Source organism: Streptomyces sp. NPDC012510 (assembly GCF_042955065.1).
GTDB lineage: Bacteria > Actinomycetota > Actinomycetes > Streptomycetales > Streptomycetaceae > Streptomyces.
Genome location: NZ_JBIBEN010000032.1, coordinates 1 through 24,548, shown reverse-complemented (window position 1 = coordinate 24,548; position 24,548 = coordinate 1). Strand labels below are relative to the sequence as shown.

23 protein-coding genes and 4 pseudogenes are annotated in these 24,548 nt (G+C 69.5%); 17 read left to right on the top strand and 10 right to left on the bottom strand.

The annotated features are described in order from the left end of the window. The first annotated feature begins 134 nt into the window (after positions 1–134). Positions 135–1,424 (top strand): GNAT family N-acetyltransferase, encoded by a 1,290-nt coding sequence (locus ACFY9I_RS38380; RefSeq protein WP_391010951.1) that lies wholly within the window; start codon positions 135–137, stop codon positions 1,422–1,424. Positions 1,425–1,758: 334 nt separating this feature from the next. Continuing rightward, the gene (locus ACFY9I_RS38375) at positions 1,759–2,676 is read left to right on the top strand and encodes a GntR family transcriptional regulator (RefSeq protein WP_391010948.1); all 918 of its coding nucleotides are present in this window, start codon (positions 1,759–1,761) and stop codon (positions 2,674–2,676) included. A 70-nt stretch (positions 2,677–2,746) separates the two neighbouring features. On the opposite strand, the gene ACFY9I_RS38370 is transcribed toward ACFY9I_RS38375, so the two are convergent. After that, positions 2,747–2,935 (bottom strand): hypothetical protein, encoded by a 189-nt coding sequence (locus ACFY9I_RS38370; protein WP_391010945.1) that lies wholly within the window; start codon positions 2,933–2,935, stop codon positions 2,747–2,749. A gap of 149 nt (positions 2,936–3,084) precedes the next feature. On the opposite strand from ACFY9I_RS38370, the gene ACFY9I_RS38365 reads away from it, so the two are divergent. The 5 genes from ACFY9I_RS38365 to ACFY9I_RS38345 all read left to right on the top strand — a co-directional run bounded on the left by ACFY9I_RS38365 (position 3,085) and on the right by ACFY9I_RS38345 (position 10,175). Beyond that, a complete protein-coding gene (locus tag ACFY9I_RS38365) occupies positions 3,085–3,978 on the top strand; it encodes a GntR family transcriptional regulator (protein ID WP_391010942.1) in 894 nt (297 codons plus the stop codon). 26 nt (positions 3,979–4,004) lie between these two features. Further along, the gene (locus tag ACFY9I_RS38360) at positions 4,005–4,730 is read left to right on the top strand and encodes an HAD-IA family hydrolase (protein WP_391010939.1); all 726 of its coding nucleotides are present in this window, start codon (positions 4,005–4,007) and stop codon (positions 4,728–4,730) included. A gap of 270 nt (positions 4,731–5,000) precedes the next feature. Next, positions 5,001–7,211 (top strand): phosphotransferase, encoded by a 2,211-nt coding sequence (locus tag ACFY9I_RS38355; protein ID WP_391010936.1) that lies wholly within the window; start codon positions 5,001–5,003, stop codon positions 7,209–7,211. A 67-nt stretch (positions 7,212–7,278) separates the two neighbouring features. After that, complete coding sequence (locus tag ACFY9I_RS38350; protein WP_391010931.1) at positions 7,279–7,905, top strand: TetR family transcriptional regulator; 627 nt, start codon at positions 7,279–7,281, stop codon at positions 7,903–7,905. A 41-nt stretch (positions 7,906–7,946) separates the two neighbouring features. Beyond that, positions 7,947–10,175, top strand: coding sequence for a HelD family protein (locus tag ACFY9I_RS38345; RefSeq protein WP_391010928.1), 2,229 nt, complete (start codon positions 7,947–7,949; stop codon positions 10,173–10,175). A 170-nt stretch (positions 10,176–10,345) separates the two neighbouring features. On the opposite strand, the gene ACFY9I_RS38340 is transcribed toward ACFY9I_RS38345, so the two are convergent. Both ACFY9I_RS38340 and ACFY9I_RS38335 read right to left on the bottom strand, forming a co-directional pair. After that, positions 10,346–11,206, bottom strand: a complete 861-nt coding sequence (locus ACFY9I_RS38340; RefSeq protein ID WP_391010925.1) for a nitroreductase/quinone reductase family protein — start codon at positions 11,204–11,206, stop codon at positions 10,346–10,348. 424 nt (positions 11,207–11,630) lie between these two features. After that, positions 11,631–12,230 (bottom strand): DUF664 domain-containing protein, encoded by a 600-nt coding sequence (locus ACFY9I_RS38335; protein ID WP_391010922.1) that lies wholly within the window; start codon positions 12,228–12,230, stop codon positions 11,631–11,633. Between the two features lie 131 nt (positions 12,231–12,361). On the opposite strand from ACFY9I_RS38335, the gene ACFY9I_RS38330 reads away from it, so the two are divergent. Then, positions 12,362–12,721 (top strand): hypothetical protein, encoded by a 360-nt coding sequence (locus ACFY9I_RS38330; protein WP_391010919.1) that lies wholly within the window; start codon positions 12,362–12,364, stop codon positions 12,719–12,721. Between the two features lie 11 nt (positions 12,722–12,732). Then, positions 12,733–13,062, top strand: coding sequence for a hypothetical protein (locus tag ACFY9I_RS38325; RefSeq protein ID WP_391010916.1), 330 nt, complete (start codon positions 12,733–12,735; stop codon positions 13,060–13,062). A 67-nt stretch (positions 13,063–13,129) separates the two neighbouring features. Here ACFY9I_RS38325 and ACFY9I_RS38320 read toward each other — a convergent pair whose 3' ends face one another. Together ACFY9I_RS38320 and ACFY9I_RS38315 are read right to left on the bottom strand one after the other, a co-directional pair. Continuing rightward, the gene (locus ACFY9I_RS38320) at positions 13,130–13,681 is read right to left on the bottom strand and encodes a YciI family protein (RefSeq protein WP_391010914.1); all 552 of its coding nucleotides are present in this window, start codon (positions 13,679–13,681) and stop codon (positions 13,130–13,132) included. Between the two features lie 64 nt (positions 13,682–13,745). Then, positions 13,746–14,837 carry an ArsR/SmtB family transcription factor gene (locus ACFY9I_RS38315; protein WP_391010911.1) on the bottom strand — a complete coding sequence of 364 codons (1,092 nt, stop codon included), beginning with the start codon at positions 14,835–14,837 and terminating at the stop codon, positions 13,746–13,748. Between the two features lie 67 nt (positions 14,838–14,904). On the opposite strand from ACFY9I_RS38315, the gene ACFY9I_RS38310 reads away from it, so the two are divergent. Both ACFY9I_RS38310 and ACFY9I_RS38305 read left to right on the top strand, forming a co-directional pair. Continuing rightward, positions 14,905–16,128 (top strand): MFS transporter, encoded by a 1,224-nt coding sequence (locus ACFY9I_RS38310; protein ID WP_391010908.1) that lies wholly within the window; start codon positions 14,905–14,907, stop codon positions 16,126–16,128. Between the two features lie 749 nt (positions 16,129–16,877). Next, positions 16,878–17,112 (top strand): annotated as a pseudogene (locus ACFY9I_RS38305) (IS110 family transposase); the annotation flags it as partial. Positions 17,113–17,120: 8 nt separating this feature from the next. On the opposite strand, the gene ACFY9I_RS38300 reads toward ACFY9I_RS38305, so the two are convergent. Together ACFY9I_RS38300 and ACFY9I_RS38295 are read right to left on the bottom strand one after the other, a co-directional pair. Then, complete coding sequence (locus ACFY9I_RS38300; protein WP_391011118.1) at positions 17,121–17,903, bottom strand: alpha/beta fold hydrolase; 783 nt, start codon at positions 17,901–17,903, stop codon at positions 17,121–17,123. A gap of 150 nt (positions 17,904–18,053) precedes the next feature. Further along, a pseudogene (locus ACFY9I_RS38295) lies at positions 18,054–18,440 on the bottom strand (hypothetical protein); the annotation flags it as partial. A gap of 70 nt (positions 18,441–18,510) precedes the next feature. On the opposite strand from ACFY9I_RS38295, the gene ACFY9I_RS38290 reads away from it, so the two are divergent. Next, entirely contained in the window at positions 18,511–19,134 is a 624-nt protein-coding gene (locus ACFY9I_RS38290; protein ID WP_391010905.1) for a TetR family transcriptional regulator, read from the top strand. 78 nt (positions 19,135–19,212) lie between these two features. Here ACFY9I_RS38290 and ACFY9I_RS38285 read toward each other — a convergent pair. Further along, positions 19,213–19,260 (bottom strand): annotated as a pseudogene (locus ACFY9I_RS38285) (hypothetical protein); the annotation flags it as partial. Between the two features lie 402 nt (positions 19,261–19,662). Here ACFY9I_RS38285 and ACFY9I_RS38280 point away from each other — a divergent pair. After that, positions 19,663–20,388 carry a methyltransferase domain-containing protein gene (locus ACFY9I_RS38280; protein WP_391010902.1) on the top strand — a complete coding sequence of 242 codons (726 nt, stop codon included), beginning with the start codon at positions 19,663–19,665 and terminating at the stop codon, positions 20,386–20,388. Positions 20,389–20,651: 263 nt separating this feature from the next. Then, complete coding sequence (locus ACFY9I_RS38275; protein WP_391010899.1) at positions 20,652–21,485, top strand: NAD(P)H-binding protein; 834 nt, start codon at positions 20,652–20,654, stop codon at positions 21,483–21,485. A gap of 10 nt (positions 21,486–21,495) precedes the next feature. Here ACFY9I_RS38275 and ACFY9I_RS38270 read toward each other — a convergent pair whose 3' ends face one another. Further along, positions 21,496–21,744: a hypothetical protein gene (locus tag ACFY9I_RS38270; RefSeq protein ID WP_391010897.1), complete on the bottom strand. Its 249-nt coding sequence runs from the start codon at positions 21,742–21,744 to the stop codon at positions 21,496–21,498. 227 nt (positions 21,745–21,971) lie between these two features. Here ACFY9I_RS38270 and ACFY9I_RS38265 point away from each other — a divergent pair, with 227 nt between their 5' ends. After that, positions 21,972–22,187 (top strand): hypothetical protein, encoded by a 216-nt coding sequence (locus ACFY9I_RS38265; RefSeq protein ID WP_391010894.1) that lies wholly within the window; start codon positions 21,972–21,974, stop codon positions 22,185–22,187. 288 nt (positions 22,188–22,475) lie between these two features. Here ACFY9I_RS38265 and ACFY9I_RS38260 read toward each other — a convergent pair whose 3' ends face one another. Then, complete coding sequence (locus ACFY9I_RS38260; protein ID WP_391011138.1) at positions 22,476–22,952, bottom strand: hypothetical protein; 477 nt, start codon at positions 22,950–22,952, stop codon at positions 22,476–22,478. On the opposite strand from ACFY9I_RS38260, the pseudogene ACFY9I_RS38255 reads away from it, so the two are divergent. Both ACFY9I_RS38255 and ACFY9I_RS38250 read left to right on the top strand, forming a co-directional pair. Further along, a pseudogene (locus ACFY9I_RS38255) lies at positions 22,869–23,060 on the top strand (DUF4240 domain-containing protein); the annotation flags it as partial. The gene ACFY9I_RS38260 and the pseudogene ACFY9I_RS38255 overlap by 84 nt on opposite strands. Positions 23,061–23,222: 162 nt before the next feature. Then, positions 23,223–24,158, top strand: coding sequence for an RNA-binding protein (locus ACFY9I_RS38250; RefSeq protein WP_391011116.1), 936 nt, complete (start codon positions 23,223–23,225; stop codon positions 24,156–24,158). Positions 24,159–24,548: the final 390 nt, after the last annotated feature.

Here is a 24,548-nt window from a genome sequence, read left to right as displayed (position 1 = left end):
AGGCCGGGGTCGAAGGGGAGCGCCCGGGGACGGGACGGGACGGGATGAGACGGCACGGAGCGGGACGGAGCGGGTAGGGGTGGCGGGGCGAAAAACCCCGCGACACGATTCAGGCCCCGCCCTAGCGTGACCCCATGAGCTCCTCCCAGGACATCGCCGTACGCCCGATAACCGATGATGAGATCCCGGCCTGGCTGCACGCCTTGGACACCGGCTTCCTCCGAGCCCCGACCTCCGTCTCCGACCAGGAGCTCAAGGACCGCTCGTCCCACATCGACCCCTCCCGCACCCTCGCCGCGTTCGACGAGTCCCCCGCCCGCACCGACCTGCGCACCGGCGAGACTCCGCGTCCCGTGGCGACCTTCCGCTCCTTTCCCCAGGAGCTGACGGCGGTCGGCGGCCGGACCGTCCCCGCCGACGCCATCTCGAACGTCACGGTCAGTCCCACCCACCGCCGCCGGGGGATCCTCACCCGGATGATGGCCCACGACCTCACCGCCGCGAAGGACCGCGGCGACGTCGTCGCCACCCTGATCGCCGCCGAGTACCCCATCTACGGCCGCTATGGCTTCGGCCCCGCCACCTGGACCACCGAGTGGACCGTCGACGTCCCCCGCACCGGCCTGGACCCCCGCTGGTCCGGCCCGGCGGACGGCGGCCGGGTCGACCTCGTCGACGGCGCGGCCGTACGCGTCCTCGGCCCCGCCCTCCACGACCGGCTGCGCCCCGCCCAGCACGGCGCGGTGAGCCGCGACGAGCGCTGGTGGCGGATCAACACGGGCGACCTGCGGGTCCACGGCAGCTGGACCGAACCGTTCTACGCGGTGTACCGCTCGGCGGCCGGCGAGGTCGAGGGCCTGGTCTCGTACGAGGCGGACGACTCCTGGCAGATGAAGCAGCCGCAGAACACCGCCGACGTCAACTGGCTGATCGCGACGACTCCGGCCGCCGAGCGCGCCCTGTGGCACTACCTCTGCTCGATCGACTGGATCACCAAGGTCAAGTGTGGCTGGCGGGCCCCCGACGACCTCCTGCCGCACTTCTTCCCCGACCCGCGCGCCGTGAGCGTCACCACCCACGCGGACTGGCTCTGGGTACGGATCCTGGATGTCGTACGGGCGCTGGAGGTGCGGACGTACGCGGGGACCGGGACCCTGGTGCTGGAGATCGTCGACCCGGGAGGCTTCGCGGACGGGCGCTATCGGCTGGACGCGGGCCCGGACGGGGCGAGTTGTGTGCCGACGAGCGAGGACGGGGACCTCGTCCTGGAGGCCGCGGACCTGGCGGCGCTGTGGCTGGGCGACGAGTCGGCCGTACGGCTCGCCGCGCTCGGCCGGGTGCGGGAACAGCGGAAGGGCGCCGCCTCCGTGGCCGACGCCCTGCTGCGGACGTCCAGGCGCCCATGGTGCCCGGACCTCTTCTGACGTGGTGTTCTGCTTCTGACCTGTACGGGTGTGCTGGGGCCTTTCCTTCGACGGTGCCGGTATCCGTAGCTGTTCGGTTGTGGTTGTGGCTGCGCATTCAGTTGTGGCTGAACCATTCAGTTGTGGCTGTGCGGACCGGTCGAACTCCCGGCTCCCCTCCGGAAGGGAGGTCGATCGGTCGGTCTGTGTGGCAGTTGCCAGTGTCACCAACCATCGGAAAGTTTGACCATGTTGTGAAAGTTGGCGACCAACTCCATCTTACTTATCTCCGCTTGGAGTCGTCTCATAACCACCTTCCCATGAACTGCCTAAAGATGGCGCGAAGTTGTAGTGTTTGTGCGTGGAGCGGGAACGCACGGCCGTCGATGGGCGGAAGTCGTCACAGCGGCCCCAGAGGTCACATCACGAGGTGGCCGACGTGTTGCGCGGCCGGATCAGGTCCGGCGAGCTGCGACCGGGACAGCGCATGCCCACACAGGCGAAGCTGGCCGACGAGTTCGGCGTGGAGCGCGGGGCCGTACGGCAGGCCTTGCGCATCCTGCAGTCGGAGCACCTGCTCACCAACGTTTCCAAGGGCAGCCCCGCGACGGTCGCCCCACGCCGGGGGCCGGACGCGCTCGGCGGACCGGGAGCGGCGCCGAGGCCGACGATGGTGGAGCTCGCCCCCCGCATATCCGCCGCCTTCGCGGCCCCGCACGTGAGGATCGACGCCCTCTGTCTGACCTCCGTGTCCCTCACGCTCGCCGTGGGTGAGCCGTTGCGCGAGATTCACGCGGGACGCACAAAACCGGCCAGGGTCGACGTCCGGGTGATGCTGCCCAGCCGGGACATTCCGCTCGCCTTCCCGACCCCGGTCGACGCCTCGGTCGACGGCCGGCTCCAGCGCCGCTGGCTCGCCCAGCGCAACGCCCAGGGTCAGGTCCTCAAGCACAACCTGCTGGCGTTACGGTCCACGCACGGTGTGGACGTCCATGTCTCCTTCCGCGCGCTGCCCTTCACCCCGCCCGTGAAGCTGTACCTCCTGAACGGCCGGGAGGCGCTCTTCGCGTACTACACGGTCCAGCGGAAGGAGGCCGAAGTGGACAGCGAACACCTGGAGATGTACGACGCCGAGGGCATCCAGTCCACGCTCTTCGCCTTCGAGCGGGGCCCGGCCGCCGCCCAGCGGGACACGAGCTTCGTCGAACAGTCACGCCTCTGGTTCGACGCCCTGTGGCAGACCATCAGCTCGGACCTGCTGCTCACGAGCTGATGGCCGACAGGGCGAGTTGATGGCCGCCGGTGCGCAGGGGGCGCCGGCGCGCAGGGGTCGCCCTCCGCCGTCACAGGGCGGGCCCGGCGAACACCAGTGTCAGGATGACCGCACCGATCGAGCTGCACGTGTGGTTCCTCGCCTTCAGCCCGATCGTGAGGAACAGCAGGCCGACGATTCCCATCGTGCCGAAGCGCCACTCGACGAAGCGCTGGAAGGCGACGACGGCGATGGCGGAGATGAGGGCGATGGCGGGCATGGTAGTACCTCCTTCGGGGCGGGCGAGGGGTAAAAAGTCTGCCAACTCGACCAAGTTGGCAACCAACTTTGTTTAAATGGTTCCCACTTGGTCGATGTTCATAACCACCTTGCCTTGAACTCCCCAAAGATGGATGAGAGTTGTAGCGTTTGGTCGTGACCCAGGAGAACGTTGCAGTGAACGGCAGCAGAAAGCTCTCGTCCCAGGAGATCGCCGACACCCTGAGGGAGCGCATCCACAGCGGCGTCCTCAGACGCGGCGAGCGCCTGCCCACCCAGGCCGAGCTCGCGGAGGAGTTCGGCGTGGAGCGCGGCACGGTCCGTCAGGCCCTGCGTGTGCTGCAGGAGGCCGGGCTGCTGAGCAACGTGAGCAAGGGCAGCCCGCCCCGGGTCGCCGAGGCCCCCCAGGCCCCGCGGGGCGAGGAGCCGCAGCCGACGATGGTGGGCCTCGCACCTCGTCTGGCCGAGGCGTTCTCCGCGCCGCACGTCCGTATCGACGCGGCCTGCCTCACCGCTGAGACCCTGATGCTGGCGCTCGGCGAACCGGTCCGCCTCATCCATGAGAAAACGATCCGCCCCGAGTCCGTGGACGTCCGCATCCTCCTGCCCTCCCGGAAGATCAACCTGGCGTTCCCGGTCCCGGTGGAGGCGCGGGGCGAGGACGACGAGGAGGACCCCGTCCACAAGCGCTGGCTCGACCAGCGCAACGCCCAGATCCGCGTACTGCGCCACAACCTCCTGGCCCTGCGCACCTCCCACAAGCTCGACGTCCGCGTGACCTTCCGCGCGCTCCCCTTCACCCCGCCCGTCAAGCTCTACCTCCTCAACGGCCGGGAAGCCCTCATCGCGTACTACATGCTGATGCAGCGCGAGGAGCAGATGGAGGACGGCCCCCTGCAGATGTACGACGCCTTCGGCACCCAGTCGCTCCTCTTCTCCTTCGAGAAGGAGACCGGTCCTCGTGACGCCGCTTTCGTCGAGCAGTCCCAGCAGTGGTTCGACGCCCTCTGGGAAACAATCACCACTGACCTCACACTCACCTAGTGACTTCTTCGGCGCAGACTGAACCGGTGACGGCAGAGACAAAGACCCTGCGAGAACTGATCGACCCTGTCCGCTTCGTGCTCTGGGATCTGGACGGTCCCGTCTGCCGGCTGTTCGCGGGGCATCCGGCGCACCAGGTCGCGGTGGAGCTGGTGGAGCAGATCGAGAGGCGCGGGCTGCTCGGGATGCTCACCGACGAGGAGCGCCGGGACCCGGACCCGCTCGCCGTACTGCGCAGCCTCGGCGCCCGGCACCCCAGCAGCGATCTGATAGCCGACCTCGAGGAATGGCTCACCCAGCAGGAACTCGCGGTAGCCCCCAGCGCATGGCCCACCGCGTACGCCGACCCGCTCATCAGAACCTGGGCGGGGCGGGCCCGCTTCGCCGTCACCACCAACAACTCCGCGGCGGCCGCCGCCCGTTACCTCGCCGACCGCGGCCTCACCGACTGCTTCCCCTTCGTGTACGGCCGCACCCGGAACCTCGACCTGATGAAGCCGCATCCCCACACCCTGCGCCAGGCGCTGAGCGCGATGGGTGCCGACCCCTCGCTCACCCTGATGATCGGCGACGCCCCGACGGACTTCGAGGCGGCCCGGGGGGCGGGCGTCGCGTTCCTGGGCTACGCGCGTCACGAGGACAAACGGAGCCAACTGGAGAGCGCGGGCGTCGCGCCTCACCGGATAGTGAGTTCTCTGGAGCCGGTTCTGGAATTGGTGAGGGAGCTGCGGCGATCGTCCACTTCGCCATGATGGCCACTCGACTTGCCAATTGAATATGCCAGTGACTTTCAAGGGGGTGAAACTCGGGTAGCATGCGCGAACCGCCTATGGGAGCCACCGCTTCCGGTGTTGCGAGTGACGGCGAACCGGCCGTGATCCCCGGCGGCCGAAGACGGCAGAAAGAGTGGCAAACCGCTCCGAATGGCCTGTGGATTTCGGCCTCCGCCCTCCAGGGCGTGCCTCGCGGATTTACCTTTACCTCACTTTTCCCAGCCCTCGCGCAAGCCCCAGGAGCGACCAGTGGGCACACCTCCTGTTCCCCGTCCTCCGGGCGACCTGCTCCACCGCTTCGTCAGCAGTGCGAGAGAGCACGGTCAGGCGAACTGCGGCCACCACAACCAGAACTACGTCCACTCGCTGACCCGGGACATGGCCCGCTTCATCGGCCGTGAGACCGGCACCTCCCTGGCGCCCAACACCTCGGTGATCGTGCGGATCCGGCGGGCCGACGCGCTGCCGGTCGTCATCCGGACCTGGGACGACGAGGCCGAGCTGCTGAGAGCCCTGCGAGGGACCCTGCCCCACGTCCCCGAATGCCTGGTCTCCCGCCCGGGTTTCGCCATCCACAGCTATGTGGAAGGGGTGACGCTCTCCAGTATCTGCGGGAACGGCAAGCCTGTGGACAGCCTGGTCGTCCAGGGCCTGGCGGACCTGCTGGCCCGGATGACGCACGTACGCCGGGAAGCCCTGCCACCGCTGCCCGCACACTGGCCCCGCGACGACAAGGACAGCCGGGGGTTCCTGCGCACGCTCGTCCGGTTGGCGGACGACCGGATCCGGCGGCGCAACTGGGAGGCGTTCGGCGGGCTGTTCGCCGCCCTCGGCATCCCCGAGGACGCGCTGACCCGGCTGGCCGAACGCGTACCGGCCATGGCCCGGCGCCCGTACAGCCTGCTCCACACCGACCTCCACCGGGACAACGTGATCGTCAGCTACCTCGGCGACCCACCGCTGATGTGCGTCGACTGGGAACTGGCGACCTACGGCGACCCGCTGCACGACCTGGCCACCCACCTCGTCCGTATGCGCTACCCCGAGCACCAGTGGGACGAGGTGGTCGACGCCTGGGCGCACGCCATGCAGAAGGCCCGGCCGGCCGCGCTCAACGGCCTGGGCAAGGACCTGCGGCACTACCTCGACTTCGAGCGTGCCCAGTCGGTGTTCCCGGACGTCATGCGCGCCGCGCGAACCCTGGAGACCTCCCGGGACCAGAAGAGCCTGGACGACGCGACGGCCCGGGTGCACCGCGCCCTGGAGGCGGCCGCGCGGCCGCTCGGTCTGGCCGACGTCCCCGACACGGCCGAGGTCGAACGCGTCCTCTACCGCTGGCAGGCATCCTGGCGCGGACGGCACGAGGGCGAAGGCCCCGTGATGAGCTGGCGGCCGGACAAGAGGTTCGACGAACACCCCGACTTCCCGCACACGGCCGTGCTCGCGGCCCTCGCCGCGGAGGGCACGGCACCCGCCGGCCGCGTCTTCAAGGGCACGGCCCACCTCAACACGGTCGTGCGGGTCCCCGGCGTCGACCACCCCGTGGTCGTACGCCGCAGAGCGCGCTCCTTCTGCCGCCGCGAGCCCAGCTTCCTCAACGAGCACGCCGTCCTCGGCGCCATCGAGCGGTCCGGGGCGGAGGTGGCGGCGCCAAGGGTCCTGGCGCTCGGCGAGAGCTATCTCGACGACGCCTTCACCATCCACACCTACGCCGGCCCGCCGGACGGCGACCAGCCCCCCAGCCACCCGGTGAACGGCCTGCGCCCGCACGAGGCGGACGGCCTGGTGGACCAGCTCTGCGCCCTGACCCACGTCGACCACGAGTCGCTGGGCCAGCCGCCCGAGCCCGACTTCTACAGCTGGCTCAGCCGCCAACTGGTCCACCTCGTCGCGGAGTTGCCGCAGAAGTCCCAGGAGCTCGCCCGCGTGCTGGGTCTGCCCGACGCCGACCGGCTGCGCCAGATCCTCGGCAGGATCCGGCTGACCGAGCGGCGGCTGTCCCTGCTCCACGGTGACCTGAACCCCTGGAACCTCGTACGCCGTGCCGACCGGTTCGCCCTCACCGTCATCGACTGGGAGATGGCGATGGTCGGCGATCCGCTGTACGACCTGGTCCGGCACATGCACCTCACCCCGACCCGGCCGGAGATCCGCGACCGTATGTTCCGCCGCTGGGTGAGCGGCCTCTCCGCCGACCACACCAAGGACTGGGAACGCGACTGGCTCGTCTACCGGCGCGTCGAGATCGTCCGTTCCGCCTACGTCGACCTCGACCGCCTGGTCACCGGAGCGGGCCTCGACGCGCCCAACGTGCGCCGGGCCGTGGACTCGTACGCCATGACCCTCGCCGCCGCCCTGGCCGCGCTGGGCCTGCCCACCCGCTCCACGGAGAACCCCTACCTGGCCCGCGCCCTGCCCCGGGGCGAACGGGGAGCGGGCGTGGTGCTCGCCCCCGCGTAGGTTCGCGCGCACGTCTCGCGCCCGGCCCTTGCCCTTGCCCTTGCCCCGCCCTGCGTAGGCTCGCCCCATGAGTGAGACCGGGCTGCGGGAGCGCAAGAAGCGGCGGATGTACGAGACGGTGTCGGACGTCGCGATCCGGCTGTTCCTGGAGAAGGGGTTCGACGCGGTGTCCGTGGCCGAGGTGGCCGCCGCGGCCGAGATCTCGAAGCCGACGCTCTTCCGGTACTTCCCGGCGAAGGAGGACCTCGTGCTGCACCGGATCGCCGATCACGAGGACGAGACGGCACGGGTGGTCGCGGGACGGGCCGAGGGGCAGTCGGTGGTCGGCGCGGTGCGGGCCCACTTCCTGGACGGGCTGGCCCGCCGCGACCCGGTGACCGGGCTGAACGACCACCCGCAGGTGCTCGCCTTCCACCGGCTGCTCTATGGCACGCCCTCGCTGGTCGCCCGCCTGTACGGCCATTTGGAGCGGGCCGAGGCCGCGCTCGCCGAGGTGCTCGGGGGAGGACTCGACGCACGGGTCGCCGCCGGCCAGATCGTGGCCGTACGGCGTGTGCTGGCGGAGGAGAACTGGCGGCGGGTGGAGCGGGGGGAGCAGGTCGAGGAGGTCGAGGGGGATGCCGTGGCCGCCGCCGAGCGTGTGTTCGGACGGCTGGAGGAGGCTCTGCCACTCGACCTTGACGAGACTCGGTAAAAAATTTAACTCAGTAACATTATGTAGGTACGCTTGGCGGAATGACGTCTCCCGAGCGTGCCCCCGCCCTCCTCCACTCCGCCCTCACCGATGAGCGCACCTACCACGACGCCTGCCGCGCCGCCCTCGCCGCGATGGTCGAGGGAGCGGGGGAGCAGGTCGTCGTCGGTGAGGACGTCTCCGCGTCGGGGGCCGACGCGGAGGTTCTCGGGTACCGGCTACGCAGCCGCGCCAAGGAGATGCGCGAACTGCCGGAGGGACCCTTGTTCTTCGGGCGCCTCGACTTCGCGGGGCGGACGGATGACGGCCGGGTGGATGACGGCGCCGAGGGCGTGGCCGATCACGCCGGGCAGAGTTATCACATCGGGCGGTTGCGAATCACCGAGGATCCGGCCGCGCCACCGCTCGTCGTGGACTGGCGGGCGCCGGTGTCCCGGGCCTTCTACCAGGCGAGCCCCCGCGATCCGAGGGGCGTGGCCGTCCGCCGCCGTTTCGGGTGGGCGCCGGGCAGCCGTGGTGACTCGGCCGACCTCACCGGACTGGAGGACGAACACCTCGGACACCCCGGACCCCCCGGCCGTCCCGCCACGCCCGGTCCTGAGGGCCGGCCCTCGGCCGCCCAGGGGCACGCCTCCCCGGGCAGCCTCCTCGTCGCCGAGATCGAGCGCCCCCGCCTCGGCCCCATGCGGGACATCGCCGCCACCATCCAGCCGGAGCAGGACGACCTTGTCCGCGCGGACCTCACCACGTCCGTCTGTGTCCAGGGCGCCCCCGGGACCGGCAAGACGGCCGTCGGCCTGCACCGCGCCGCGTACCTCCTCTACACCCACCCCCAGCGCATCCGCCGCGGCGGCCTGCTGATCCTCGGCCCGAACCGCACGTTCCTCTCCTACATCGCGGAGGTGCTGCCGACGCTGGGCGAGACGGGCGTACGGCAGTCGACGGTCACGGACGAGATTGCCCGGCACCCGGTCACGGCCCAGGACGACGAGCGCGCGGCGGTCGTGAAGCACGACGCCCGGATGGCGGAGGTGCTCCGCCGAACCCTGTACACGGGTGTCGCGGGCGACGGCTCCGAGGCGTACCGCGACTCCCTCGTCATCGCGGACGGTTCGTACCGCTGGCGGGTGTCCGGTGACGAGCTGCGGCGGATCGTCGCGGACGTACGGGCGGAGGAACCGGAACCGCCGTACGACATCGGCCGTGAGCGGGTCCGGGCGCGTGTCGTACGGCTGCTGCAGGGACAGGCGGAGCGACGGGCAGGGCCGCGCCCTGACGCTTGGCTGTACCGGCTCTCGCGCTCGCGGCCGGTCGGCGCGTACGTCGACTCCGTATGGCCGAGGGTCCGGCCGGAGGAGGTGGTGGCGCGGCTCCTCGGGGAGCCGGACGCGCTCGCCGCCGCGACGGAGGGGCTTCTCGACGCGGACGAGCAGAAGGCCGTCCTCTGGGCGAAGCCCCCGCGGACGTGGCGGTCGGCGCGCTGGTCGGCCGCCGACCTCGTCCTCCTCGACGAGGTCGCGGGACTCCTCGCGCATCCCGAGGGCTACGGCCATGTCGTCGTCGACGAGGCCCAGGACCTCTCTCCGATGCAGTGCCGGGCGATCGCCCGCCGGGCGGCCTACGGTTCGGTGACCGTCCTCGGCGACCTGGCTCAGGGCACGACCCCCTGGGCCGCCCGCGACTGGCCTGGCCTCCTCACCCACTTGGGCAAGCCGGACGCCCACGTCGTACCCCTGACCACCGGTTTCCGGGTGCCCCAGGCCGTCATGGGGCTGGCCAACGGACTGTTGGGGCGCCTGGGCGTGGACGTGCCCGCCGCCCGATCCCTGCGGAGGGACGGGGAGCTGCGGATCAGACGGGTGCCGGGCGGGACCGCGGCGGGGGACGGCACCGGGGACGGGGACGGGGGCGAAGGCGGGGACGGGGATCGGGGGGGAGGGGTCATCGCCGAGACCGTCGCCGCCGTGCGCGACGCGCTCGCCCGTGAGGGCTCCATCGGGGTCATCACGGCCGACGGCCCCGACGTCGTAAGGCTGCGGCAGGCTCTCGGCGAGGCCGGTGTCACCACGGGCGGCCCGGACGAACTCGGGGCGCGGGTCGCGGTGTTGGGTGCGGGGGTGGCGAAGGGCCTTGAGTACGACCATGTCGTGGTCGTCGAGCCGGCCGCGATCGTGGCGGCGGAGGGGCGGGGACTGCACCGGCTGTATGTCGTCCTCACCCGAGCGGTGTCCCGGCTGGACGTGGTGCACGCGCGGGCCCTGCCGTGGTGACGGGGCGCGGGCGTCGCCGTCCAGGCCCGCGGCTACCGTGATCGGATGCCGGTGAGCGGCGGAACACACGAGCCCGATCCCCCTCCCCCCGGGGGCTCGCCCCGTCGCTCACCGGCACCGGCACCGGCACCGGCATCGCCACCGTCACGTCGGCCCGCCGGGCCCGCCACTCATGCCCCGGTGTAGCCCACACCGTCCAGCGCCGGGATCAACTGATCCTCCTCGTAGGCGAGATGAGCCTCCAGCTCACTGATGAGGCGCTCCACCTCGGGGAGTACGGCGACGGGGTCGGCGTTCTCGGCCGTCACGACCCGGCGCAGCTCCTCGACCAGGGCGGCGATCCGCCCGTGCTCCTCGTGGAGGCGGGTGAGGGCCGGGCCCAGCTCGGGGTGGCGGTCGGCGAGGAAGGGGAACAGGCCGATGTCCTCGCCGGTGTGGTGGTTGTGGAGCCCCTGGCAGAAGGTGAGGCAGTTGACGCGGAGCTGCGCGCCGAGACCGGCCTTCCCGTTGCTTTGGATCAACTCGCTCTTGATCAGGGCGAGTTCGCGTCGAAAGGCGTCATGGACGACCTTGATGGCCTCGCCCATGGACCCGGCGTTGATGTTCGGTGGCCCGGCCACGGGCAGCTCGCGCAGGGCGACGACCGGGATCGTACGGTCCGTCTTCGCCTGGTACTCGGCCCATCCCGGTTCGGACTCCACCGCCCGCGCGAACGCCCGCTCCCGCTCCTCACCCTCCAGTACGACGGCCTCGGCGTCGTACGTGAACGCCCCGCTCTCCACCGTGACCCGGGGGTCCGCCGTGATGTTCCGGTACCAGTCGGGGTGCTTGGGCGAACCGCCGGCCGACGCGATGACGAGGATCGTGCCGTCGCCGTCCGGGAGATAGCCGAGAGGAGTGGTGTGCCGGGTGCCGGTGCGGGCGCCGGTCGTCGTCAGGAGGATCAGACGAGCGCCCTCGAAATAACCGCCCACCTTTCCGTGGTTGGCGCGGAACTCGTCGATGACTTGCTGATTGAAGGGGTTGGGCATTCTCTGCTTTCCGTGGAGGGCGACAAGGGCCGGTAAGGGTTCGTCGCGGAATTCGGGCAGGGGTGATCGCCGCAGCGCGTTGTTCGAAGGAATGCGGTGCGTTGTGGTGTGCTCGGCAAGGCGTGGCGCGGCTCGGCGCGGCTCAACCGCAGCTCAGGGTGCGAGAGGGGGCGCGACAGGAACACGGCGAGAACGCGCGGCAACGCGTAAGAGAAGAGCGGTGTTCGGCGCGTGGAACTTCAACAGGCGGACTCCTGGCCCGCCACGGCCTCACTCGGAGGCCGGGCAACCAATCCGCTCACGGCTCAAGGCCGACCCGGCAGTCATGACGGCAACGGTAAGGGGAGAACGCGGGTATGAGCAATGCGAATTCGGACGGAGTTCCGTCGACATCACGTCGATGGCCGTGCCGGGTCGCGCCCGGTCACTCCCTCCCGCCGGCCTCCTTGGCCACACGCTCCAGGCGGTCACGGTATCCCTCCCACCAGGACGGGTCGCTGGACGGCAGGCTGGTGTTGCCGTTGGCCATCCCGACCGTGCCGTCGATGAGTTCCCGGAGGATGTCGGCGTGCCCGGCGTGCCGGTGGGTGTCGGCGATCACACGTACGACGGCGTGACGCAGCGTCACCTCGTCCTTCCCGTCGGGCCACCAAGGCACCCTGCCCACCGTGTCCAGCTCCAGCGCGTCGATCGTGGCGTCCGAGTGCGCCCAGGCCCGGCGGTAGTACCCGACGATGTCCTCGCGGGACTCGTCGGCGGTGGCCCACATGTCCGCGTTGGGGTCGGCGTCGAAGTCGAGCAGGGCCAACGGCTCGCCCGAGGGCCGTCCGAACGTGTCCCCGAGATACCCCGACTCCACGCCGGCCGCGTGCTTCACCAGCCCCAGGAGGTTGGTACCGGTCGGCGTCAGCGGGCGGCGTGCGTCGTACTCCGAGAGCCCTTCGAGCTTCCACAACAGGGCATCGCGAGCGGACTGCAGATAGAAGAGCAGGTCGGCCTTGGCGTCCGAAGCGGCGAGGTTCATGCGCCAAGTCTGCCGTGCGCACGATCTCCGTCCACCGCGTTCCCCGAAGCCGTCCCTCCGCCCTCGCCCGGGCCCTGTGCCACGAGGGCGGCGCATCCGGTGCCCCGCGCCGACGACCGTAGCCTTGTGGCATGGATGCGTTCTTACCGTTCCTGATGTCGATGGGCGGCTTCGCCGCGGTCCTGGGGTTCTTCGTGTGGCTGGCGGTGCGCATCCGCCGTAGGGGTCTGGCCGGTGGGGCGATCAGCGCGGCGCTGGCCTCGTACGAGGAGGCGTTCCGCGTCACGGCTCATGAATCCCACGTCGAGATCCGAGCCCAGGCCGAACGCAGGGCGCCGCTTCTGTCGCCCGACGACCACTGGGGCCGCGGCCCCGGCGGGACGGGGCCGCGCGACGCGGAGGCGGCTCGCCCGTCCCAGTCCCGTGCCCGTCGCTCACGTCGAGGCCTTCGCCGCTGGGCCGACCGTTCGCGGTCCCGGGCGGGGCGCTGACCGTGGACACCGTGCTGTTGATCGCGGGGGGTCTCGTCGCACTGGGCGTCCTGGGGTTGCTCGCGGACCGGATCCTGCTGGTGCTCGAGGCCCGGGGCTGGATCTACTGGCGCAGGACCAAGACGCTGTCCTCCCTCGGTGCCGACCTCGTCCAGGAGGTCGACCCGGGAGCCCAGGCCGTCAAACGCGGGATGGAACAGGAGCGCGTACGCAAGAACGTCAGGCCGGCCGAGGACCCGCCCTTCCAGGTGGACCTGGACAGGGGCACGGTCCGCATACGCCGGCCAGCCGAACCGGAGGCCCAGGACCCACCCCCACCCCCGCCCCCGCTCCAGCCCTGACCACCACCACGCCCCTGTTGCTGCCCCTGCCCCTCACGTGCTTGTCCAGCACCGGTCCCTCCTCGGCTCATCGCCGCCCTCCGCACTCCCAGGGGTGGACCTCGACATCGGCGTACCGGTGCGGGGCGAGGACGGCTCGTGCCGCGTCCGCGTCCGGGGCACGGACCAGAGCCGCCGTCCCCAGCCAGGTCGCGCCGTCGTCGGACAGCAGCGGCCCGAACACGATCAGCTCGTCCTGGTCGAGCGGTACCGTGAGATCGGCGGCCCGGTCCGGGGCGAGGCCGAGCACCAGATACCTGTCGCCGCCGGTCAGCCCGCCGGGGAACTCCCACATCGTGCGGCCCAGCATGTTGCGCCACCGACGCAGCAGCACGTCCCGGTACACGCCGGCCTGATGATTGGGTTCGTCGAAGGCGAACGCGCGGGCGGCGGCCGGGCCCGGCAGGTCGACGATGTGCACGCTGCCGACGGGTGTCTCGCCGTCCGCGGCGGCGAAGCACGGACCGCGAGCGATCAGCTCCTTCTCGTACCCGTCCATATAGGACCAGTGGGCTTCCAGCAGTTCCTCACGTAACGCGAGAGAACCGGGCCGATCGCGGTGGTAACAGAAGAACTCCATGGCCCAGACCTTTCCCCATGGCGGAGCGGCGCCTCAACCGGATAGCCGAGCGGGCCGTCGCGTCTCATCGAGGCTGCTCCGGCGTCGGGCCCGAGGCGCTCTCCGCCCTGAGTTCGTGGTCCGTCCGCCCCCTGGCCGGGATCCCCGGTTCCGGCTTCCTGACACCGGTACCGGTACCGGTACCGGATCCGGATCCGGATGCGTCCATGAGCACCTCCCCTGCCGCCGTCCGGACGTACAGCACCGACCGCCCCGCCCGCCGCCGTTCCACCATCCCCGCCTGCAGCAGCACCCGCAGATGCCCGCCCACCGAACCCAGCGCCCACCCGGTCACGGCGACCAGCTGGGTCGTGCTCATGGGCGTCCCGAGCAGTGTCAGCAACCCGGCCCGCGCGGTCCCGATGAGCGCCCCGAGCCCGTCCGGGACGGGTCGCCGGTCATGGTCCTCGGAGAGCACCCCGAGACACGGGTAGACGACCGCGTACCGCTCCTGCCCCTCCCACGACACCCAACTGGTCCTCGGCGTGACCGGCATGAACAGCAGCTGCGCTCCGGCGGCTAGTTCCCGCGGTGGGTAGGCGTTGCGGTTGACCTGGAAGCGGCTCTCCCCGAGCCACCGTGTCCCCGGCTTCAGCGAGTCGAGGACGGCCGCCCAGCCGCCCTGGTTGACCCGCGCGGTCCGCGCGGCCATGTCGGCCTCCATGACACGCCGCCGACGCTCCCAGTCCGGCCGGACGGTCTCCTCCCAGACGTACGTCAGGAGTGCGGTAGCCCGCTCGGGCAGGTCGTCCCGCTCCAAGGCGGAGGGGAGCGGCCCCTGCAGGGACACCCGGAGGTCGGCCCGTGCCTCCCCGGCATCGGTCGCCCGCACCCGGGCCACGGTGTCCTCGAAGCTCTCCCCGACACAGGAGGTGGGGCAGAAGAAGTCGGCGATCCAGGAGGTGCCGATGGCCGCCTGTACGAGCGGCGCGGCAGTCGGGTCGGCCGCGAGGCGCGCACGGTAGCCAGGCAGATGCGCGCGCAACCAGGCATCCTCGCCCGGATGGGCGCCGGTCCCCGCGTGCAGCAGTCTCAGGCTCGCGAAGGCCTCGGCGAACGGTGAGAGCACGAACCGGCTGCGGGCGAGGGTGTCGGTACCGATCTGCCACAAGCCCATCCGTACGACCTTTCGCGTGTCGCCGAAACAGTACACACGGCGCCGGGCGGCTCGGAGACTCCGGATCATGCGCAGCTATGGATCCCTGTTCCGTACGGCGGAGTTCACCCCGTTCCTGCTTTCCTTCGCCGCTTTCGCCGCGGCGCAGACGATCGGCGGACTGGCCCTCGCCACGCTGGTCTTCCGGACCACAGGTTCCCCCTTCCTGGCGGCGGTGAGCATGTTCGGACCGCAACTGGCGCAGTTGCTGGGCGGCGCGTTCCTGCTCTCGGGCGCCGACCGACTGCCGCCGCGCGCGGTCCTGTCCGCCCTGGCTCTGTCCTTCGCGGCCGCCACGGCGGTCCTCGCGCTACCCGGTCTGCCGGTCTGGGGGGTCTTCGCCATCCTGCTTCTGCAAGGCCTGGTCGCGTCGCTCGGCGGTGGAGTGCGCGGGGGCCTGCTGAACGAGATCCTGACCAAGGACGGCTATGTCCTGGGCCGTTCGGTGTTCAACATGCTCTGGGGCGTGACGCAGATGGCCGGCTTCGCGACGGGCGGCGCGCTCCTTGCGTTGCTCTCCCCGCGGACTTGCCTGCTCCTCGCGGCAGCGCTGTATGTGCTGTCCGCCCTCGTCACCCACCTCGGCCTCACGGCCCGCCCACCGCGCTCCGCCGGCCGGCCGTCCCTCGCGGCGACCTGGCGCGCCAACACCCTCCTGTGGTCCTCACGCCACCGCCGCCTGACGTATCTGGGCCTGTGGGTCCCCAACGGCCTCATCGTCGGCAGCGATTCGCTGTACGTCCCCTACGCCCCCGAATCCGCAGGCATGCTCTACGCCTTCGGTGCGCTCGGGATGTTCGCGGGCGACTTGGCCGTGGGCCGTTTCGTACCGCCCGCCCTGCGCCCTCGCCTCGCGACGCCGCTGCGCCTGCTGCTCGCGGTTCCCTATCTGTTCTTCGTCCTGCGGCCAGGAGCGGCGCTGTCAGCCGTCGCGGTCACCGTCGCCTCCGTCGGCTTCGCCGCGAGCCTGGTCCTCCAGGAACGCCTGATGTCGCTCACCCCCGACGACCTCGCCGGTCAAGCCCTCGGGCTGCACGCCACCGGCATGGCCGCCTTCCAAGGCATCGGCGCCCTCCTCGCGGGCACGCTCGCCCAACTGACCTCCCCGGCCACGGCGATGACGCTGACGGCGGCCGCATCGGTCACCGTGACCCTGACCCTCGCGGCGCTGGACAGGCACGAAGAACGACAGTCGGCCGTCCCTGGTACGCGCACAGGGTTCCAGTCGGAACCATCCGCCAGAGACCAGTGAGCTGCCGCAGAGCAGGCTCGCTCGGTCGCCTCGAAGGCAGCGGCGTCCCTCTCCGCAATACGGTCATCGGCCCGCACGAACGATCACGATCCCGGTGCCGTCGAATCACGGGCGAAGGCGTCCGGTGTGTGCCGCCGCACGACTCCCTCCCGCAGCCGGCTCACACGGAGCGGCCGAGACGAGACCGCACCGATCCGCCGGTCGAAGTCCAGCAGCCTGAGGTGATCCCGCTCCAACCATGACTCGTACCCCACGTGCCGGTGCACCGTCGCCGACCAGTACAGACCCGGACGACTCCGCGACCCCTGGGCGAAGTGGAACGACCTGAGAGGGAAGCCAACCTCGAACCGGCCCACGGTGGTTGGTCGCGGAGACGTCCAGTGAGACACGGGCCCGGATCGGATCAGCTTTGGTGAGATGGGAGCGGGTCGCGCGAGACGGGGCAGGGGCAGGGACAAGGGGCAGGGACAAGGGACAGGGACAGGGACAGGGACAGGGACAGGGACAGGGACCGCGCGGGTGTGCGGGTGTCCGGTCCCGCTCAAGGTGAGGCAGCGTGAGTGTCTGACCTGGGGTGCCTCAGTTTGAGCGAGACGGGGGCGGATTGGCTGTCTCGCTCGAACCTGTTGGCGCTCTTTGAAATCCCCACTCGCGCTCGCCGTGTTCCTCCAGACCTGCTCATCTCAGGTCCCCGCGCTGGATGACATGTGGCTGGCTCGGCCTCGACGCCCCCGCTCAGCTCTCCCTAGCACCGGCCCAAGCGATACAGCCGACGCCTCCAGCGGGTTTTCCATACCTCCGCGCTGATCAGCATCCGCTGCTGCGACGAGTCCCGCCGCTTCTACGACCGCAAGCGCCGCCGAAGGCAAACGTCACGTCCAAGCCGTGCTCGCGCTCGCCCGCCGACGGGTCGACGCTCTGTGGGCCCGCCTGCGTGACGGACGGTGCTACGAACCCATACCGTCCGTCACGTCCGCCGCTTGACATCTCCATTAGGAGTCCCCGGGCAGCGGGTGTTCCTTGACGAAGCGGCGGAGCTCCGCGGTGAGGCCGACCGGGTTGTCGAACTGGACGAGGGTGCGGGCGTCGGGTATCTCCACGTAGCGGGCGTTCGGCAGCAGCTCCGCGAGACGGCGCCCCGTGGCGGGCGGCATCATGCGGTCCTCGGCGCCCCAGGCGACCAGTGCGGGGCGAGTGAAAGAAGGCAGGTTCGCGGCGGCCTTCAGATAGCAGTCCGGGTCCGCGCTGCGGCAGAACTTCGCGAAGTCGCGCCGGATGTCGCGGCTGCTCAGCAGCGGGCCGTACCAACGGGCGATCAGCTCCTTCGGGAGCCGCTTCTTCGCCATCCCGCCGAGTGACGTCTGCATGCGAGCCAGGGCCGGGAAGCGGAAGAACTGGAGGAGGAGGAAGAGGCCGCCGGGAATCTTGCTGGCCCAGTGGAGTGTTCTGCCCTGAATGCCAGGTGGGTAGTTGTCCAGGGCCTCGCAGGAGGTGAGGACGAGCCGGGCGATGCGATGGTCTCGTACGCCGACAAGGAGTTGAGCCGTTCCGGTGTCGTTCTGGACGAGGGTGACATCACGGAGGTCCAGGCAGTCCATGAACTCGGCCAGAAGTGACGCGATGCCGTGCGCGGACAGGTCGGCGTCCGGCCGCATCGGCCGCCGGTGGCTCCCGATCGGCAATACGGGGACCAGCACACGGAAGTCGGGCCGGAGGTCGGAGACGACCTCGCTCCACACCGACTCGTCGAAGCCGAGGCCGTGAGCCAGGACCACGACGGGGCCGTCACCGCCCGTGTCCTCGTAGTCGATCGTCCCTGCGCTCAACTCGATCTCGGGCAAGGCACTGCTGCTGGCTCGGTCGCACAGGTCTTGATAGATCGTTGTAGTGAGAGATATGGCCCGGGTGCCGAGATCCGTGTGGCCTGCCTGCAGGGGGGAAGCGGCGACCAGCAGCGCGGCGAACACGATGGGGGCGGCTGTCTGGTACCCCATCCAGAGTTCACCCCCGGCGCTGCCCTGTCGCGCCATCAGGAGGCCGATCAACGCCGCCAACACCCAGCCACTGTCGTAGGCAATCATGAGCTGCGTGTAGGTGCGCATCGACCGGCTGCGCGTGTATCTGATCTCGATTCCGCCGCCGATCAGCAGGGCCACGCCTGAGACGACCATCAGCCAGGCCGGCGTGCCGAGTAACCGGCCGAGCGGGGCAGCGCCGGCGATATAGACAGCGGCGAGCAACACCTTGAAGGTGCCATCGGCGATGGCACCCACCGTCTGGCGGGTCACCCGCGGTGCCACGACCTGGGCCATGAGCGTCCTCCTCAAAAGCTCGTCCCGACTGGTTCCGTAACGAGATTACGGTAATAATCAAACTATGAGAATGACGAGAGCGGAGGCCAAGGAACGCAACCGCCGGGCCTTGCTGGACGCCGCGTTCCTGGTCGTTGCCCGGGACGGGTACCGGGCCAAGCTTGATGAGATCGCCGAACGCGCCGACCTGACCACCGGCGCCATCTACTCACTCTTCGGGAGCAAGAACGGCCTGGTGGTCGCCCTGGTCGCTGACTACCTGCGGCCGTACTACGAGGAGATCGAGCAGGCGGTTCCCGCGGGACTTGATCTCCTGGAAGCGGTCGACGCCTTCGCGCGGTACTACCGGCGCAGTTGTGACGCCCCGGACGCGCTGTCTCGTCTGTCGCTCCAGATCACCTTCCTGGACATGGTCCTGCATGACCCAGAGCTGGGGTCCCAGCTCGCCACGTCCATCCGGGCGCAGGAGAACCATCTGATCGCGCTGTTCACCGGAAGGTCGCACAACGGAACCGTCGTGACGTCGCAACAGGCGAAACGCCTGACCACCGCGCTCAGGGCACTGTTCGTCGGTCTCAGCCAGGGTGTCCCGCTCGGCCTTGCCCCTGGTGCCGACGAGCAGTACTTCGCCGACGTTGCCCGCGCTCTGGCGTCCGGGATGTCCCTCATCGATCACGATGGGGATGCTTCGTGATGGGCAGTCGCTGGTGGCGCGGATGCCCGTCAGGAGGCTGACGTAGCCCTGACGGGCGATGTCGAAGGTGTGGCCCGACGGGCAGCGCAGTGAGCCACGGTTGGGTCGGAGACTGGCGCGGCACACCGGGCAGCGCAGCGAGTCGAGGAACGGTTCGAGGGCGGGGAAGCAACGCAGGCACGCCGGACCCTGCCCCGTATGACGGCCGACGTCCTGCGAACCACGACAGGAGGTCTCGGGATGGAACGCACCGGTGGTCCGGGACAGGCATGCAGCCCGCCGCGGATATATATGCTCTCTAGCATCCTCGGCCGTCGTGGACGCGTGAGTACACCGGATCCCCGCCTCGGCACCCACCCAGGCCGAGCCGGCGGCACCGATGCGCAGATGAGGCGAAGATCCCGACCGGTCATGAAGATCGGCGGGATCTGGTCAACTGCGCCCCGAGCGAACTCAAGAACAGTCGACCGCTGGCAGCCGCGGAAATTGGCTGGGTAGGTGAATCGGCTTCCCCATACGTTCGGTCGCATGGCTGACGAGTGTTTCGGGCATCCACGGCTCGCCGCGATCTATGACCCACTCGACCCCGATCGCAGTGATCTCGACGCGTACGTCCAGATGGCGGAGGAGTTCGGGGCACGTCAGGTGCTGGACATCGGCTGTGGGACAGGTGTGTTCGCGCTTCTGTTGGCTGAACGCGGGATCGACGTCGTCGGCGTCGATCCCGCCCGGGCGTCCATCGACGTGGCCCGAGCCAAGCCGGGCAGCGAGCGAGTGCGCTGGATCTGTGGCGATGCCACGGCACTCCCGCCGTTGCGGGTCGACCTGGCAACCATGACCGCGAACGCCGCCCAGCAGATCCTCAATCCGCGGGCATGGCGCGAGACCCTGCGCGGCGCATACCAAGCACTACAGCCCGGCGGCTGTCTGGTGTTCGAGACCAGGGATCCAGCCAGACGCGCCTGGGAGGAGTGGAACCGCGAGGCCTCATATCGCGTGACGGAGATCCCGGATGCCGGCGCCGTCGAAAGCTGGGTCCAGGTGATCGAGGTGAGCGAGCCGCTGGTGACGTTCCGCTGGACCTACGTGTTCGCTGCTGACGGGCAGGTGCTGACGTCGGACTCCACGTTGCGCTTCCGTGAGCGGCAGGAGGTCGAGACGGAGCTGATCGCACAGGGCTATGAGGTGGAGGACGTTCGCGACGCGCCCGACAGACCGGGCAAGGAGTTCGTCTTCGTCGCGCGACGCCCGTAGGCCGACTCACAGAAGCCTTGCCGCGCAGATTGATCGGGACTCGATCACTTCGCCGAGCAGATCCAGCGGGCAACTGTCCTGTCTCAGTTGACCTGAGCTATCGCGAGGCGGTGGCCTGCGGTGGCTCAGGTCGACTGAGACACCGGTGCCGAGCTCGTCTCAATCAACCTGAGGCAGCGGGACTGATTCCTTGACCCCAAGTGAGGTTGAGATTTTAACGTGCTGTGGATGTGATCACCGGCTGACGACAGGAAGAGATGGCGATGATCCTTGTGACCGGCGCGACTGGGAACATTGGAAGTGCTCTGCTGGGGGAGTTGCACCTGGCTGGTGCCGCACCTGTGCGAGGTCTGACTCGTGATGCGGGACGGGCCTCGTTCGCTGAAGGGATCGAAGCCGTTGAGGGCGATCTCGCGCAGGCGGATTCTCTGAAAGCCGCGCTGGAGGGAGTGCGCTCTCTGTTCCTGTTGTCGGGTATGGGTGCGGAAGCGGAGGTCCTGGCGGCTGCCCGGCAGGCAGGCGTGGAGCATGTGGTGCTCGTGTCGTCGATCACCGTGCAGACTCATCCGCATCTGCCCGCGGCCGGCGAGAACCTGGCTGTTGAGCGGTTACTCAAGGACAGCGGCATGGCCTGGACCATACTGCGGCCGACGCAGTTCGCCTCGAACACCCTGTGGTGGGCGCAGTCGATTCGCGATCAGGGCGTGGTCCGAGCGCCGTATGCGGACATCGGTCTCCCGACCATCCACCCTGCGGACATCGCGGCGGTGGCCCGTGCAGCGCTGACCGAGCCGGGCCACCAGGGGCAGACGTATGCATTGACCGGGCCGGAGTGCATCACGGTCCGACGGCAGGTCGCGGCCATCGCTGCAGCGTCGGGGCGGGAGGTGGCCTTCATCGAGATCAGCCGGGAGGAAGCCCACCGGCAGATGGCTTCCTTCATGGGAGGCGAGACCGCGGATGCCGTCCTCGACTTGATGGGCGGGGACGTCAATGACGAATTGCTGAAGGTGCGCGACACCGTTCCCCGGGTCACCGGGTCCGCGGCCAGATCGTTCCAGCAATGGGCGTCGGACAATGGTGCCGCCTTCCGCTGAGACCGCATCGTCACTGCTCTGAGCCAACAGGCTTGGAGTTGTGGCGTGCGTCGTCTCCGGCGAGGGCGTTCTGCTCAGCGGCGTCCTGGATGGCGTGCGCGATGGTGCGGAGCTGCTGGATGAACCAGGGCTTGGGCGTTGTGCGCAGAGGGCTCTCGTTGGGGAGCCGCCGTGTGAACTCCGAATGGAAGGCCCGGAACTCTTCCTCGTCACTGGACATGGCCAGGCAGCGCCAGTGCGGAGAGGCGTAGAGGACCATGGTCGTGACGATCTCCGGATAGACCGCGGCATAGCGTTTGGGGTCCCAGGGCCGGACGCTGCGGGCAGGGCAGGGCAGGGCAGGGCAGGGCAGGGCTGGAGTCGGACGAGGCGGCGGGAGCGCTCGCTGATCCGGTAGCCGTACTGCATGAGGACGTGCCAGAACAGTGAGCACTTCGCGTAGCACGGGTTGAGCACGTGGGGACCGTGGCGGCGAAGGAGCCGGTAGTGGCGCTGTTGGGCGGCGACGATCTCGGGGAGGTCGGCGAGGTCGAACTGGAGGGCGGGGGACTCGACGGCCCGGCCGATCCAGAGCCGGTGGGGGACGCAGACCTGGTCGTGGTGTTTCGACATCCAGCCGTGACGCCCTGGTCCGGGTTGCCGGTCCTGCGGGCGACGCAGCGGCGGCAGGCCCACCGGATGGTCGCCGCGAGAGGGCCCTGAGGGAGGTTCCACGCCTGTTTCTCCCAGCGGGGGATCGCGTGCTGGATGCTGGTGCGGGGCTGTCCGCTGAGGACGCTGAGCTGGTCGGTCGGTCCAGGCGGGAGGCCAGCCAGAGGGAGGGCTGCTGAAGACGCCGGACGGGCGTCGCGTTCGCTGCTGCGAGCCGGTTGAGGAACGATGCCTCGGTCTCCTGCGGGAAGGGTTTCACTGGACGCGGCAGCGGTCGGAAGACGACGGGTTCGAACCTTTGGGCTGAAACCCCTCATGTGAGTGATGCTGCGAGCCAGCTCAGTCAGAGTCTTCATGATCAGTGGCGAGATCGTCTGAGGCGGGTCGAAGCCTGCGACGCGCCGCGTCCAGGCGTTCGCCATAGTCTGCTGCGAAGATCCCAGGCAGGGACTTGTCGAGCGTTCCGGCCAGCCTATGAATGGGCGCCCAGACCGCCTCGTCGTCGACGAGACGGCTGAGGTCCGTCATCTGCACTCGCTCCAGCCAGTCCGACAGGACCAGCGCTTCATCAGAGGTGAGCTTGATGATGATCTCCGTGTTCTCCACTGCTCGAACATAGTTCGCCGAACCTGCGGTGTCAGAGGTGCCTGGCACAGTGCCGCCGTGGACATCGATTCCTTCTGGAAGCTCATCGAAGAGTGCCGACGGCAGACGCGGGGCGGGGACGAACGGCTGACGTGGTTGCGTGACGAGTTGTCGCGGAGGCCGCTGACAGAGATCGTGCAGTTCCAGGTTCGCCTGGACGAAGTGACGCACGAAGCCTTCACCTGGGATCTCTGGGCTGCTGCGGAGCGGATCTTAGGCGGCTGGTGTTCGGACGACGGATTCTGCTACTTCGGCCTGTGGATGGTGGGGATCGGTCGGGACGCCTTCGTGCGGGCAGTGATCGATCCCGACTCTCTGGCCGACACCCCAGAGGTTCAGTGCCTGGTGGGTCGCCCTCGCTCCCGCGCAGCGGGGGAACCTCAGTGGGAGTTCGGGCCGGGTCCTACGCTGGCGATACCTTCGACCCCGTCTAGGAGTAGCGTGCCGCCAGCCTTCGTTCACCGGATCACCAAGTACGACCCCGCCGACCGTGATGAACACGGCGGCTACCGGGGCGCGGAGGACACGGTCAGCGACCACGGGCCTGTCGAGGCCGCGTACCTGGCCGCGATCTCCGCCTTCGCGCAAGCCGCGGGCATCGACCGGCTGGAGATCCGTGAGCCCTCTGTCACCGGACACGTCCACTTCGGCGCCCGGCCCGCGGTCGAGGGGCACGGACTCGACGGGCTCTTCCCGGCCGACCTCACCGGCTACCACGACGGCGCCGAGGTCTCCCTGGCGGTGGCCCTGGAACTGGTCCGCGTCATGCTCCGGGAGCAGGGCGCCTGGTGCCGGCTGGAGGCGGGAGACGCGTTCAGCGTGCACGTCGGCTGGGACCAGTACGTGTACGTGGGCAGCGACCGGCCCTGCGCGGACGCCGTGGCCCGTACTCGCGCGCTCGGCCTCTTCCCGGAACCGCTGACGGCCTCCCCCTACGCCGCGGAACCGGAGGTGACGGAGGCCGCCGACGAAGACTTCTGGGCGTCCGTACGCACCGAGCTGGCGGCACGACAGGGACTGCTGCTGGAGGAGACCCACGTCGCCACACGCTGGCACCGCCTCACCACGGAAAACTTCAATGCGGTCCGCGCCGGTCTCGGTCCGCGAGCCCTGCTGACCGTCTGGCCCGACCTGCAACCCGACATCGACGCGATCCTGACCGCACTGCCATCCGAATGGCACGTGGAGTTCGTCTGGGAGGCGCGGGACGGAACGATCAAAAACGTGATCGCCGACGAGACCGAGTACCAGGAGCTCACCGCCCTGGTGGCCGATGCGCGGGCGGCCCGCGCCCTGCCCCTCTACCTCGACGAACGCCACCCACTCCTCCACGCCGCCCTACCCGACAGCGACGGCGTGCTGCGCGCACGCTGGTGACCCGACCGGTGAAGGCTGACCCAACGAAACCCGAATGCCAGTGTCCCGTCGCATCGGAGCTGTTTCTGGATCTTGGCCTGCGTCTGGTCCGCCTCCGCGGCGAATGAGAATCCGCAAGGTCGGTCTGCAGAGCATTGAGAATCTGCCAGCTGGAATGCGACGGGACAGCCAACCGCGCTGACCGCCAACTGCACGGCCCATTCCCACCAGGTGGAGCGCTCATCCGCCATCTGTAGTGCTCAGTCACGCCGATGGTGTCGCACGACAATTACCTCGCCAACACGTGTCCTGTCTCAGTGCGTTGTGGCAAACCGGATTTCGTTCGAGGTGTGCGGCGCAGGTGATCATCTGGACAGAGGTACGGGTGCGGCCGTGGGCATGAAAGAACGG

What these genes read in the sequence shown, in the direction of transcription:
- ACFY9I_RS38380 (WP_391010951.1), top strand. Translation starts at nt 135, where the DNA reads ATGAGCTCCTCCCAGGACATCGCCGTACGCCCGATAACCGATGATGAG.
- ACFY9I_RS38370 (WP_391010945.1), bottom strand. Translation starts at nt 2,935, where the DNA reads ATGCCCGCCATCGCCCTCATCTCCGCCATCGCCGTCGTCGCCTTCCAG.
- ACFY9I_RS38350 (WP_391010931.1), top strand. Translation starts at nt 7,279, where the DNA reads ATGAGTGAGACCGGGCTGCGGGAGCGCAAGAAGCGGCGGATGTACGAG.
- ACFY9I_RS38345 (WP_391010928.1), top strand. Translation starts at nt 7,947, where the DNA reads ATGACGTCTCCCGAGCGTGCCCCCGCCCTCCTCCACTCCGCCCTCACC.
- ACFY9I_RS38340 (WP_391010925.1), bottom strand. Translation starts at nt 11,206, where the DNA reads ATGCCCAACCCCTTCAATCAGCAAGTCATCGACGAGTTCCGCGCCAAC.
- ACFY9I_RS38335 (WP_391010922.1), bottom strand. Translation starts at nt 12,230, where the DNA reads ATGAACCTCGCCGCTTCGGACGCCAAGGCCGACCTGCTCTTCTATCTG.
- ACFY9I_RS38330 (WP_391010919.1), top strand. Translation starts at nt 12,362, where the DNA reads ATGGATGCGTTCTTACCGTTCCTGATGTCGATGGGCGGCTTCGCCGCG.
- ACFY9I_RS38320 (WP_391010914.1), bottom strand. Translation starts at nt 13,681, where the DNA reads ATGGAGTTCTTCTGTTACCACCGCGATCGGCCCGGTTCTCTCGCGTTA.
- ACFY9I_RS38315 (WP_391010911.1), bottom strand. Translation starts at nt 14,837, where the DNA reads ATGGGCTTGTGGCAGATCGGTACCGACACCCTCGCCCGCAGCCGGTTC.
- ACFY9I_RS38310 (WP_391010908.1), top strand. Translation starts at nt 14,905, where the DNA reads ATGCGCAGCTATGGATCCCTGTTCCGTACGGCGGAGTTCACCCCGTTC.
- ACFY9I_RS38290 (WP_391010905.1), top strand. Translation starts at nt 18,511, where the DNA reads ATGACGAGAGCGGAGGCCAAGGAACGCAACCGCCGGGCCTTGCTGGAC.
- ACFY9I_RS38280 (WP_391010902.1), top strand. Translation starts at nt 19,663, where the DNA reads ATGGCTGACGAGTGTTTCGGGCATCCACGGCTCGCCGCGATCTATGAC.
- ACFY9I_RS38275 (WP_391010899.1), top strand. Translation starts at nt 20,652, where the DNA reads ATGATCCTTGTGACCGGCGCGACTGGGAACATTGGAAGTGCTCTGCTG.
- ACFY9I_RS38270 (WP_391010897.1), bottom strand. Translation starts at nt 21,744, where the DNA reads ATGGTCCTCTACGCCTCTCCGCACTGGCGCTGCCTGGCCATGTCCAGT.